At 72.2% G+C, this 11217-nt stretch carries 13 protein-coding genes; 8 read left to right on the top strand and 5 right to left on the bottom strand.

The genetic code is table 11. The annotated features are described in order from the left end of the window. Window positions 1–392: 392 nt before the first annotated feature. The 3 genes from ACFWM7_RS28550 (at window position 393) to ACFWM7_RS28540 (ending at window position 2304) form a co-directional block, all read left to right on the top strand. The gene (locus tag ACFWM7_RS28550) at window positions 393–1256 is read left to right on the top strand and encodes a hypothetical protein (protein WP_383265785.1); all 864 of its coding nucleotides are present in this window, start codon (window positions 393–395) and stop codon (window positions 1254–1256) included. A 68-nt stretch (window positions 1257–1324) separates the two neighbouring features. Then, window positions 1325–1576, top strand: a complete 252-nt coding sequence (locus ACFWM7_RS28545; protein WP_365945216.1) for an acyl carrier protein — start codon at window positions 1325–1327, stop codon at window positions 1574–1576. Then, window positions 1573–2304, top strand: a complete 732-nt coding sequence (locus ACFWM7_RS28540) for a 4'-phosphopantetheinyl transferase family protein (RefSeq protein ID WP_383265782.1) — start codon at window positions 1573–1575, stop codon at window positions 2302–2304. The genes ACFWM7_RS28545 and ACFWM7_RS28540 overlap by 4 nt, the downstream gene beginning before the upstream one ends. Here the strand turns inward: ACFWM7_RS28540 and ACFWM7_RS28535 are convergent. Beyond that, window positions 2246–2881, bottom strand: a complete 636-nt coding sequence (locus ACFWM7_RS28535) for a TetR family transcriptional regulator (RefSeq protein ID WP_383265779.1) — start codon at window positions 2879–2881, stop codon at window positions 2246–2248. The genes ACFWM7_RS28540 and ACFWM7_RS28535 overlap by 59 nt on opposite strands. Before the next feature lie 271 nt (window positions 2882–3152). Between ACFWM7_RS28535 and ACFWM7_RS28530 the strand changes: the two genes are divergently transcribed. The 3 genes from ACFWM7_RS28530 (at window position 3153) to ACFWM7_RS28520 (ending at window position 6368) form a co-directional block, all read left to right on the top strand. Then, window positions 3153–4466, top strand: a complete 1314-nt coding sequence (locus ACFWM7_RS28530; protein WP_383265776.1) for a glycosyltransferase family 4 protein — start codon at window positions 3153–3155, stop codon at window positions 4464–4466. A gap of 88 nt (window positions 4467–4554) precedes the next feature. Then, window positions 4555–5286: a class I SAM-dependent methyltransferase gene (locus ACFWM7_RS28525; protein WP_383265774.1), complete on the top strand. Its 732-nt coding sequence runs from the start codon at window positions 4555–4557 to the stop codon at window positions 5284–5286. Further along, window positions 5283–6368 carry a prenyltransferase gene (locus ACFWM7_RS28520; RefSeq protein ID WP_383265771.1) on the top strand — a complete coding sequence of 362 codons (1086 nt, stop codon included), beginning with the start codon at window positions 5283–5285 and terminating at the stop codon, window positions 6366–6368. The genes ACFWM7_RS28525 and ACFWM7_RS28520 overlap by 4 nt, the downstream gene beginning before the upstream one ends. Window positions 6369–6380: 12 nt before the next feature. Here ACFWM7_RS28520 and ACFWM7_RS28515 read toward each other — a convergent pair whose 3' ends face one another. Next, complete coding sequence (locus tag ACFWM7_RS28515; RefSeq protein WP_107411220.1) at window positions 6381–6671, bottom strand: hypothetical protein; 291 nt, start codon at window positions 6669–6671, stop codon at window positions 6381–6383. A gap of 128 nt (window positions 6672–6799) precedes the next feature. On the opposite strand from ACFWM7_RS28515, the gene ACFWM7_RS28510 reads away from it, so the two are divergent. Beyond that, entirely contained in the window at window positions 6800–7378 is a 579-nt protein-coding gene (locus ACFWM7_RS28510; protein ID WP_383265768.1) for a hypothetical protein, read from the top strand. Window positions 7379–7430: 52 nt separating this feature from the next. Continuing rightward, entirely contained in the window at window positions 7431–8210 is a 780-nt protein-coding gene (locus ACFWM7_RS28505; RefSeq protein ID WP_383265765.1) for a maleylpyruvate isomerase family mycothiol-dependent enzyme, read from the top strand. A 10-nt stretch (window positions 8211–8220) separates the two neighbouring features. On the opposite strand, the gene ACFWM7_RS28500 is transcribed toward ACFWM7_RS28505, so the two are convergent. The 3 genes from ACFWM7_RS28500 to ACFWM7_RS28490 form a co-directional block, all read right to left on the bottom strand. Beyond that, window positions 8221–9231: an LLM class F420-dependent oxidoreductase gene (locus ACFWM7_RS28500; RefSeq protein WP_383265762.1), complete on the bottom strand. Its 1011-nt coding sequence runs from the start codon at window positions 9229–9231 to the stop codon at window positions 8221–8223. A gap of 113 nt (window positions 9232–9344) precedes the next feature. Further along, window positions 9345–10214 carry a hypothetical protein gene (locus ACFWM7_RS28495; protein WP_383265759.1) on the bottom strand — a complete coding sequence of 290 codons (870 nt, stop codon included), beginning with the start codon at window positions 10212–10214 and terminating at the stop codon, window positions 9345–9347. 167 nt (window positions 10215–10381) lie between these two features. Then, on the bottom strand, window positions 10382–11217 hold an 836-nt coding region (locus ACFWM7_RS28490), incomplete at its 5' end, for an N-acetylmuramoyl-L-alanine amidase (protein ID WP_383265756.1).

Here is an 11217-nt window from a genome sequence, read left to right as displayed (position 1 = left end):
CGCCCCCCGCGCGCCCGGGGCCGCCCCCCACGGCGGGACGGATGGCAGTGCCGTGGCGGGAGGAGCCGTGACCACGTCGATCAGCAGGATTGGTCCAGACCGCCTGGACTGTCAAGTGCCTGGCACATATGGGGATATGGGGTGGTGTCCTGCGCCCGACGGCCACGGAACCGATACCTGCCGTTCGGTACTTTTGGTCTAGACAACAAGCGAGTGGCAGGCCTAGTGTCCAAGGGCGCGGTCGGGTTCGTGACGGGCTGTCAACCCGTTTTTCCCGCCTGTGCTCCGGCCGGTGACGGCCCTGCTCGGGGCCGCCGACGCCACGGCGATGCGGCCCGTACATCCGGTGGGTGCCCAGCGCGGCCGGCCCACACCGAGAAAGACGCGGTTCGATGAACACATCCAGCATCACGGCCCTTCCGGGTGTCGAGCTGAAGAGTCCCGGTGCCGGGCTGATCACGCTGGACCCGGTCCGCACCGCTCTGCTGCGGGGGCTGGACGATCTGCTGACCGGTCTGGCCGACCGGCTCTCCGCCCCCGAGGTTCTGGGGCCGCCCCTGCTGTCCGTCGACGGGCTGGCGCGGCTGGACTTCTTCCGCAACTTCCCCCATCTCGGCGTCTCCGCAGGCCGGTTCGGCCCGGATGTGCTCGACGGCCTGGCCTCCGGCGGCTCGCCCCAGGACCTCCCGCTGCACCCGACCGGGCATGTGCTGCCGTCCGCGACCTGTTACGGCCTGCTGCTCTCCCTGGAGGGCGAGGACGTCGGCGACGACGGGCTGCGGCTCTCGGCGGCCGGCCGCTGCTTCCGCAACGAGACCCATTACGACGGCCTGCGCCGCCTGTGGGGGTTCCACATGCGTGAGGTGCTCTACCTCGGCACCAAGGACGGGGCCACCGAACACCAGGCGCTCGGCGGGGAGTTCGTCGAGGAGGCGGCCGGGCGGCTCGGCCTGACCCTGACCCGGGCGGCGGCCGACGACCCGTTCTACGACAACGGGGGGTCCAGGGCCCGGCTGATGGCACTGGATCCGGTCAAGTACGAGTACAGCGCCCCCGACGGTACGGCCATCGCCTCCGTCAACCGGCACCGCAACTTCTTCGGCGAGCGGCTCGGCATCCGAGCCGGCTCGAACGGGCCCGCGTACAGCTCCTGCGTCGCCTTCGGCGTCGAGCGCTGGGTGCACGCGATGATCCTCGCCCACGGCACGGCCGAGCAGGCGCTGGAACGGCTCCGGGCCGCCGTCACCGGTTCCTGACCTCCACCCCGTCCGTCGGCCGCCAAAACGGGTCGGCCACCAGAACAGCAAGAGGAGCGATCTCCCCCATGGACCAGGTCTCAGCGTGGCTCCACGAGAAGAACCCCGGCCTCGACGGCCCGATCGGCGTGGACGAGGACCTCATCGAAGCCCGCCTCATCGACTCGATGGACTTCCTGGAGTTCGTCGATCTCCTGGAGGAGATCTCGGGCAGCAGCATCGATCTGCAGGAGGTCACCATCGACGACTTCCGGACCCTCGCCCGCGTCAAGGAGCGCTTCCTCGACCCCGTCGGCCACGCGGAGGTCCCGGCCGGGTGAGCGCAGGCCCGGGCCGGGCGGGCGCGGCTGCCGTCGTGCTCGTCGCCACCACCGCCGAGGTACTGGCCCACCCGGAGCTGGACGAGCGCCTGCTCGCCCCGTGGGAGCGGCGCAGGCTCGCGGGCATCCGGGTGCCCGCCCGGCGCGACGACGTCCTGGCGGCCCGGCTGCTGCTGCGGCTGTGCGCCTCCCGGATCACCGGGCTGCCGCCGCGTGCCGTGGAGCCGGCCCAGCGCTGCCCCGGGTGCGGGCGCGACGGGCACGGCCGGCCGTATCTCCCGGACCACCCCGGTCTCGGCGCCAGTTTCAGCCACGCCGACGGTCTGGCCGCCGCGGTGGTCGGGCCGGGCCCGGTCGGGATCGATGTGGAGCCCCTGACGCGTCGGCCCGGGCCCGTCTCCGTACTGAGGCGGCTGCTGCCGCACGACGAGGTGGACGCCGCCTGCGCCGAGCCGGACCCCGGTCCGGCGCTGCTGCGGTTGTGGGTGCGGCGGGAGGCGTTGTTCAAGGCAGGGAGGGACGACGTCCGGCTGACCGCGTGGACGGACCGGCGCCGCGCGGCCGTGGTGGCCCTGGCGGGAGCGGACGGAGCGGAGGGAGTGGACGGAGCCGGCGGGGCTGACTGGGGCGCCGCGGCCGACGGAGCCGCCGAGGCCCCCGTGTCGTCGCTCAGCCCCGGTCCCGCTCCCTCGCCGTCCCCGTCCCCGGCTCCGCCGTCAGGTCGATGAGGCGGCAGACCGTCTCGATGTCGATCTTCACCTGGGCGATCGAGGCCCGCCCCGACAGCCAGGTGATCAGCGCCGAGTGCCAGGTGTGCTCGATGACCCGGACCGCCGAGAGCTGCTCCGGGGTCGGGTGCTCCAGGCCCATCGCGTCCAGGATGATCGCCGTGGTGAGCCGGGAGACCGTGTCCACCTCGGGGCTCACGCTGCGGTCGGCGAAGGTGAGGGCGCGGACCATGGCGTCCGCGAGGTGCGGTTCGCGCTGCAGAGCGCGGAAGGCGCGCATCAGCGTCTCGGCCACCCGCTGGGCCGCGTCCTCGCCGGCCGGCGGGCGCTTGCGGAGCGTGGTGTGCAGGTGCTGGAGCTGGTCCTGCATGGTCGCGACGAGCAGATGGATCTTGGAGGGGAAGTAGCGGTAGAGGGTGCCCAGCGCGACCCCGGCGGCCTCGGCCACCTCCCGCATCTGCACCGCCTCGAACCCGCCCCGGCTGGCCAGCTGGGCGCTGGCGTGCAGGATGCGGCGGCGACGGGCCTCCTGGCGCTCGGTCAGCGGAGGCGCTGCCGGTCTGGCGTCCGCGGTCATGCTGTCCCCGTTCCACGATCCACGATCCACGATCCATGGCTTGATCCACCCGGACGGGCGAAGCGGGCCGTCCGGGCGCGCACAGCATGCCAGGGGCGTCCGTCGTGGCGCGAATCACCTGATCCGGCGGTCCCGGCGACGCTACCTGCCGGTAGATTCGATGCACGTCGAGCGATCAAGTATGAAACTTGTTCAGCCAAGTCTGAAACTTGTTCTAGATTAGCGCGACCGGTTACGCTCCGGCGAACACGCAGTCAGAAGGGGGCCGAGTGTGACCGCTGAGGCCATAGAGACAGGCCCCCGCACGGGCGACGGCAGCACCGCCGGGACCGGCGACCGGCCGTTGCGGATCGCACTCCTCACGTACAAGGGCAATCCGTTCTGCGGCGGCCAGGGCGTGTACGTCCGCCACCTGGGCCGGGAGCTGGCCCGCCTGGGCCACAGCGTCGAGGTGATCGGTGCGCAGCCCTACCCGGTGCTCGACGAGGGCGTCCCGCTGACCGAGCTGCCCAGCCTCGACCTCTACCGTCAGCCCGACCCCTTCCGTACGCCGAAGCCCGGCGAGTACCGCGACTGGATCGACGTCGCCGAGGTCGCCACCATGTGGACCGGAGGCTTCCCCGAGCCGCTCACCTTCAGCCTCCGCGCCCGCCGCCATCTCCTGGCCCGGCGCGGTGAGTTCGATGTCGTCCACGACAACCAGACCCTCGGTTACGGGCTCGTCGGCGACCTCGGGGCCCCGCTCGTGACGACGATCCACCACCCCATCACCGTGGACCGCAGGCTCGACCTGGCGGCCGCGACCAGCCGCCGCCGGCGTGCCTCCGTACGCCGCTGGTACGCCTTCACGCGGATGCAGAAGCGGGTCGCCCGCAAGCTGGACACCGTCCTCACCGTCTCCGGCTCCTCCCGCGACGAGATCGTCGAGGACCTCGGCGTACGCAAGGACCGGATCAGCGTCGTCCACATCGGCGCCGACACCGACCTGTGGTCGCCCGATCCGTCCGTCGCCGAGGTGCCCGGCCGCATCGTCACCACCTCCAGCGCCGACGTCCCGCTCAAGGGCCTCGTCCACCTCGTCGACGCGCTCGCCAAGCTCCGTACCGAGAACCCCGCCGCCCACCTCGTCGTCGTCGGCAAGCGCGCCGAGGACGGGCCGGTCGCCCGCGCCATCGAGCGGCACGGGCTCGCGGACGCCGTCGAGTTCGTCAAGGGCATCAGCGACGCCGAGCTGGTCGACCTGGTGCGCAGCGCCCAGGTCTCCTGCGTGCCCTCGCTGTACGAGGGGTTCTCGCTGCCCGCCGCCGAGGCCATGGCCACCGGCACCCCGCTCGTCGCCACCACCGGCGGTGCGATCCCCGAGGTCTCCGGCCGCGACGGGGAGACCTGCCTCGCCGTGGCGCCCGGCGACCCGGACGCGCTGGCCGGGGCGCTGGCCCGGCTGCTGGCCGACCCGGAGCTGCGCGCCCGGCTCGGCGCGGCGGGCCGCGAGCGGGTGCTGGCCAACTTCACCTGGGCCCGGGCGGCGGCCGGAACGGCCGAGCTGTACCGTCAGGCGATCACCGCACGCGGAGTCCGCAGGTGACCGTGGACTCCCGGGCGGCCGTGCGCCCCCGGGCGACCGCGGACCCGATCGTCGCAACCCGTACCTCCGACCTCGAAGGCAGGCCCTCGTGCTGACCGTCGACTTCACCCGCTTCCCGCTCGCCGCCGGCGACCGAGTGCTCGACCTGGGCTGCGGTGCCGGCCGGCATGCCTTCGAGTGTTACCGGCGCGGAGCGCAGGTCGTCGCCCTCGACCAGAACGCCGAGGAGATCCGCGAGGTCGCCAAGTGGTTCGCCGCGATGAAGGAGGCCGGTGAGGCCCCCGAGGGCGCCACCGCCACCGCCATGGAGGGTGACGCGCTCAACCTGCCCTTCCCCGACGACTCCTTCGACGTCGTGATCATCTCCGAGGTCATGGAGCACATCCCGGACGACAAGGGCGTCCTCGCCGAGATGGTCCGGGTCCTCAAGCCGGGCGGCCGGATAGCGATCACCGTCCCGCGCTACGGCCCCGAGAGGATCTGCTGGACGCTCTCCGACGCGTACCACGAGGTCGAGGGCGGCCACATCCGCATCTACAAGGCGGACCAGCTCCTCGCCCGGATCCGCGAGGCCGGACTCAAGCCGTACGGCACCCACCACGCGCACGCCCTGCACTCGCCGTACTGGTGGCTCAAGTGCGCCTTCGGCGTCGACAACGACAAGGCCCTGCCGGTGCGGGCGTACCACAAGCTGCTGGTCTGGGACATCATGAAGAAGCCGCTGGCGACCCGGGTCGCCGAGCAGCTCCTCAACCCGGTCGTCGGCAAGAGCTTCGTCGCGTACGCCACCAAGCCGCACCTTCCGAAGGCCGAGGCGTGAGCACCCCCGAACAGACCGAACACCTCGTTCTGCCGGGCGTCCTGACGGCGGCTCAGGCCGCCGAGACGGTCGCCGCGATCGCCGCCGTACAGCGGGAGGACGGGGCACTGCCCTGGTTCCGCGGGCACCACCTCGACCCGTGGGACCACACCGAGGCCGCGATGGCCCTGGACGCGGCCGGCGAGCACGAGGCCGCGGCCCGCGCCTACGACTGGCTCGCCCGCAACCAGAACGCCGACGGCTCGTGGTACGCCGCCTACCACGACGGCGATCCGCAGCGGCCGACCGACCGCGGCCTGGAGAGCAACTTCTGCGCGTACGTGGCCGTCGGCGTCTGGCACCACTATCTCGCCACCGGCGACGACGCGTTCGTCGACCGGATGTGGCCCACCGTCTTCGCGGCCGTCGAGTTCGTCCTCGGGCTCCAGCAGCCCGGCGGGCAGATCGGCTGGAAGCGGGAGCCCGACGGCACCCCGGTGAACGACGCGCTGCTGACCGGTTCGTCCTCGATCCACCAGGCGCTGCGCTGTGCGCTGGCCATCGCGGAGCGCCGCGAGGAGCCGCAGCCGGACTGGGAGTTGGCGACCGGGGCGCTGGCCCACGCGATCCGCAGCCACCCGGAGCGCTTCCTCGACAAGAACCACTACTCGATGGACTGGTACTACCCGGTCCTCGGCGGCGCGGTCACCGGGGCCGAGGCCACCGCCCGCATCCAGGAGGGCTGGGACCGCTTCGTCGTCCCCGGCCTCGGGGTGCGCTGCGTGCTGCCCAACCCCTGGGTCACCGGCGGCGAGAGCTGCGAACTGGCCCTCGCCCTCTGGGTGACGGGCGAGTCGGACCGGGCGCTGGAGATCCTCCAGTCCGTCCAGCACCTGCGCGCCGAGGGCGGTTTGTACTGGACGGGGTACGTCTTCGAGGGCAACAAGGCCGTCTGGCCCGAGGAACTCACCACCTGGACGGCGGGCTCGCTGCTGCTCGCGGTGGCCGCACTCGGGGGGGACGAGGCGACCACCGCCGTCTTCGCGGGCGAGCGGCTGCCGGTCGGCCTGGAGCCGGACTGCTGTCGCGCCAACACGCGCTGAAGCGGGGCCGGTTCAGCGACGGAGCCGACCCGCCACGGCGTGCCCGATGAACAGGTAGACCACGGCCGCGAGACCGTAACCGGCGACGACGTTCGCCCATGTCCGGTCGAACGTGAACAGGTCGTACGACCAGCCGGCCAGCCAGCGGGCCGAGTCGTGCACCCACTGCACGAAGTCGTTGCCGCGGTTGGCGTCCAGCAGGTACATCAGGATCCACAGGATGATGATGAAGGCCAAGATGTCGGCCACGACGGCGATCACGCGTGCCGCTGAGCTGCTTCCTGAACGGGTTCTGGGAGACATGGAACTCTGGTTGCCGCTTTACGCAGGGTGAAACCCGGACGGCCCGCACCGGGTGGCGGCCGCGTGGGGAACGGGCGAGTCTGGGCGGGAGTGTCGAGATTCGTCACTCTCGGTCAGGAGGCCCCGCCGTGCCCTGTTCCGTACCGCTGCGCCGGACCCTGGTGGCGCTGCTGCTGTCCTGCTCCCTGCTGACGGGCGTCACCGCGTGCGGCGACTCCGGGGACTCCGCCGGAGGCAACGCGGCGAGCGCCTCGGCGTCCGCCGCCCCCTCCGGGGCCACCCCTTCGGCATCCGCCGAGAAGCAGCGGCTCGCCAAGACCCGGTTCGTCGCCAACGCGGGGCTCGCGGCGGGGGCGACGTACCAGTGGATCGTGAAGCCGTACCGCGCCGGGACGTTCAAGAAGGGCGCGGAGGGGCGCCGTCTCGCCCTCGTCAAGGCGGGCCTGGCGGGCGGGTTCGCCTACAACCGGCTCAAGGCCGCGTCGGAGAACGCCAAGGGCGACCCGCTGCTGTCGAAGGCCGTCGCCCCGCTCACCGCCGGGATCGAATCGCTCAAGGACCTGGGGACGAAGCTCCGCAAGGGGGAGGCGGGGGAGGGCGACGTGGGCGCGTTCGAGAGCGTCATCGACAGCATCAAGAACGCGGGCAAGGGCGCGGGCGCCGAGGTGAAGGACAAGGTCCCCTCCACCTCCCAGCTGACCGGATAGTCCGGGCGGATATCGGGGTGATCATCCCGGGCGCCGCCGGTTAAGGTGCCGCATGACGTCTCTCTCCCACGACCGTTACTGCGACGAGATCCTCGCCCAGACCGACGCCCTGCGCGCGGTTCTGACCGGCGCCGACCTCACCGCGACCGTCCCCACCTGCCCCGACTGGAACCTCCGCGAGCTGGCGGTGCACGTCGGCGGCGCGCACCGGTGGGTCGGCGAGATCGTCCGCGGCCGGGCCGCCGATGAGGTCCCGGAGGACAAGGTGCCCGGCTTCACGGGGCCGGGGAGCGACGATCCGGCCGCGCTGGACGCCTGGCTCGCCGAAGGCGCGGCCGCCACCGTCGACGCGCTGCGGGAGGCGGGGCCGGAGGCCGAGGTGTGGACGTGGGTGACCGAGCAGCGTACGGCCTTCTGGGCGCGGCGCATGACGCACGAGACGGCCGTGCACCGGGCGGACGCGGCGCTCGCCGCCCGTGCCCCGTACGAGGTCGACGCCGAGGTGGCCGCCGACACCATCGACGAGTGGCTGGGCATCGTCGCCCTGGCCCAGGAGGAAGGCGATCCGGAGGCGGCGGAACTGCGGGGCGGCGGGCGCTCGTTGCATCTGCACGCCACCGATGTGCCCGGCGCGGAGTGGCTGATCGAGTTCGGCGACGACCGCTTCACCTGGCGGCGCGCGCACGAGAAGGCCACCGTCGCGTTGCGCGGCTCGCTCACCGATCTGATGCTCGTCTTCAACCGCCGCCTGGAGCCCACCAGTTCGCGCGTGGAGGTGCTCGGCGACGCGGCCCTGCTGGACTTCTGGCTGGACCGCTCCTCGTTCGGCTGAACTGCCGTGTCTAAGCGTTGAGTTCCGCCAGGACCCGTAGCGTGTGCGGGTCCGGGGCGGTGACCAGCAGGTCCGTCACCGGGCCCGTGCGCCACAGCTCCAGCCGCTCCGCGACCCGGGCGCGTGGCCCGATCAGCGAGATCTCGTCGGCGAACGCGTCGGGCACCGCCCGTACCGCCTCCTCCTTGCGGCCCTGGAGGAACAGCTCCTGGATCCGCCGGGCCTCCTCCTCGAACCCCATGCGGGCCATCAGGTCGGCGTGGAAGTTGCGGGCCGCGTGGCCCATCCCGCCGATGTAGAAGCCGAGCATCGCCTTCACCGGCCACAGCCCCTCGGCCACGTCGTCGCAGACGTGCGCGCGGGCCATCGGCGCGATCATGAAGCCGTCCCGGAGTCCGGTGAGCGAGGCTTCGTAGACGTCGGTGCGCAGCGGGGACCAGTACAGCGGCAGCCAGCCGTCCGCGATCGCCACCGTCTGCGCGATGTTCTTGGGGCCCTCCGCGCCCAGCAGGACCGGGAGCGAGGCCCGCAGCGGGTGCGTGATCGGCTTCAGTGGCTTGCCGAGCCCGGTGGCGTCCGGGCCGTCGTACGGGTGGGAGTGGAAGCGGCCCGCCAGCTCGACCGGTCCCTGCCGCGCCAGCACCTGCCTGATCACCTCGACGTACTCGCGGGTCGCGGTCAGCGGGCTCTTCGGGAACGGCCGCCCGTACCACCCCTCCACCACCTGCGGCCCGGACAGACCGAGGCCGAGCAGCATCCGGCCGCCGGAGAGATGGTCCAGGGCCAGCGCGTGCATGGCCGTCGCGGTGGGCGTCCGGGCCGCCATCTGGACGATGCCGGTGCCCAGCCGGATCCGCGAGGTGTGGGCGGCGATCCAGGTCAGCGGTGTGAAGGCGTCCGAGCCCCAGGCCTCCGCCGTCCACACCGAGTCGTACCCGAGCCGCTCGGCTTCCTGGACCAGCGCGAGCTGGCCGGGGTCCGGGCCGCGGCCCCAGTATCCGAGCGCGAGTCCGAGCCGCATGCCGTTCCCTCCAGCCGTAACTGACGAAGCATCAGGTAGGGGTGTGCGGGTTGGACTGTACGACAACGGCCCCCCGCCCGGAAGGGCGAGGGGCCGCGGGGTGCGTCGGGGAATCAGCCGCGCTGGATGCCCGTGGTGTCCTGCAGGACGCCACGACGGCCGTCCTGCGTCTGGGCGATGAGGCTCTGGCCGCGCTGCTCCACCGCGAGGTACCAGGTGCCCGGCGCCAGCTCGGCGATCGGGTTCGGCGAACCGTCCTCGCCGTACAGCGGGCGGGCCACCGGAACGGCGAACCAGAACGGGGTGAAGTCGCCCGCCGGTGCCGCGCCGCCCTGCGCGGGCTGCTGGGCGTGGGCCTGGGCCTGGGCCTGCTGCGCCTGTGCCTGCGCCGGGTCGGCCTGGGCGGGCTGGCCCTGCTGGGGCGCGCCCGGGTATCCGTAACCCTGGCTCGGCTGGGCGCCGTACGGCTGCTGCTGGCCGCCCGGAAAGCCGTAGCCCTGGCCGGGCTGCGCGCCGTACGGGGGCTGTCCGCCCTGCACGCCCTGCGCCGGGCCGGCCGGGCTGAGGAGCGGGGCCTTGAGGAAGGGCACCAGCGGTCCGGCGATCGCGGCCCCGGCGAGCACGATGGTGGCGAGCAGGCCGAGGATCAGGCCGGCGCCGGCGTCGCTGATGTCGAGGATCGTCCAGAAGGCGGTCCACAGAGCGAAGACGGTGAGCGCCGCGCCGAACTGGCCGAGGTCCAGCCCGGCGACCTTGCGGCCCGGCATCGCACGGCTGACGATCACCAGCGCCGCGGCGATGACGCCGGCGAGGAAGACGCTCATCAGCAGCCCGAGCGAGTCCCAGGCGTTCGGGTTGTCGACCCGCGAGCAGTCGATGCCCTGCGTGCAGAAGCTGGTGTAGTCGAGGAAAGAGGCGATGAACAGCACGACCGCTGCTCCGATCACCACGCCGTCGCCTCGAGTGAGGGATCGGATATTCACGTGAAGGTCCTTAGTCGGTCGTCTCGTCGGGGCGGTCGTCGCTGCCGCCGGTGCGGCTCGAAGCTCGGGAGCGGCTCCCCATCGTACGGATGAATCTATCGTCTGCCCGGTCGGGTTGCGTCCGAGCCCGGATCGTGAGCGGGTATCCCCCCAATATCACCGCAGAACTACCCCTTCAGATAGCTGGTAATGCCGTCGGCCAGCCCCTGGGCCGCCCGCTGCCGCCAACTCGCGCTGGTGAGCAGGGCGGCGTCCTCGGGATCACGCATGTTGCCGCATTCGACGAACACCTTGGGCACGGTCGACAGATTCAGTCCGCCGAGATCATTACGTGTGTCCAGACCGGTATTTCCGCCGATGTAATTGGAAGGCGCGCTTCCGGTCGTGCGGACGAAGTGTCCCGCGATCCTCGCGCCGAGATCGGCCGAACTCTTCACGATCTTCGAGGTGTCGGCCCCGTCGCCCTTCACCCCGGCGGGCAGGATCACATGGAAGCCCCGGTTGCCGACCGCCGATCCGTCGGCGTGCACCGAGACGACCGCGTCGGCCTTCGCCTCGTTCCCGATCCGGGCCCGCTCGTCGATGCACGGCCCGAACGGCCGGTCCGCGTCGTGCGTCAGCCGGACCCGGGCGCCCTCGGCCTCCAGCAGGGAGCGCAGCCGGTGGGAGACGTCGAGGGTGAACCGGGCCTCCGCGTAACCGTCGTTCGTGGACGTACCGGTCGTATCGCACTCCTTGCGGCCGGTGCCGATGTCGACCTGCTCGTTGATCTCCCTGGTGTGGTCGCGGTTGCCCGGATTGTGTCCCGGGTCGATCACCACGGTCCGGCCGGTCAGCGGGCCCTTCGGCAGCGGCTTCCCGGAAAGGGAGGGGGAAGCGGAAGCGGCCGGCTCCGAGGGGGTGGGCGTGGGGGAGGCGGCGTCCGCGCCGGGCCGGGGTGAGTTCGCTCCGGCCCCGTCGGCTTCCGGGCCGCCGCCGCAGCCGGCGGCGGTCAGGCATACGG

It is taken from the genome of Streptomyces sp. NPDC058375 (assembly GCF_042723425.1).
In the GTDB taxonomy this organism is placed as follows: Bacteria; Actinomycetota; Actinomycetes; order Streptomycetales; family Streptomycetaceae; genus Streptomyces; species Streptomyces durocortorensis.
The sequence above is the reverse complement of the archived record's forward strand: the minus strand, read 5'-3'. Positions and strand labels throughout refer to the sequence as shown.

Coding starts and splice junctions, on each gene's coding strand:
- ACFWM7_RS28535 (WP_383265779.1), bottom strand. CDS start 2,881: ATGACCGCGGACGCCAGACCGGCAGCGCCTCCGCTGACCGAGCGCCAG.
- ACFWM7_RS28505 (WP_383265765.1), top strand. CDS start 7,431: ATGACGTCTCTCTCCCACGACCGTTACTGCGACGAGATCCTCGCCCAG.
- ACFWM7_RS28500 (WP_383265762.1), bottom strand. CDS start 9,231: ATGCGGCTCGGACTCGCGCTCGGATACTGGGGCCGCGGCCCGGACCCC.
- ACFWM7_RS28515 (WP_107411220.1), bottom strand. CDS start 6,671: ATGTCTCCCAGAACCCGTTCAGGAAGCAGCTCAGCGGCACGCGTGATC.
- ACFWM7_RS28550 (WP_383265785.1), top strand. CDS start 393: ATGAACACATCCAGCATCACGGCCCTTCCGGGTGTCGAGCTGAAGAGT.
- ACFWM7_RS28545 (WP_365945216.1), top strand. CDS start 1,325: ATGGACCAGGTCTCAGCGTGGCTCCACGAGAAGAACCCCGGCCTCGAC.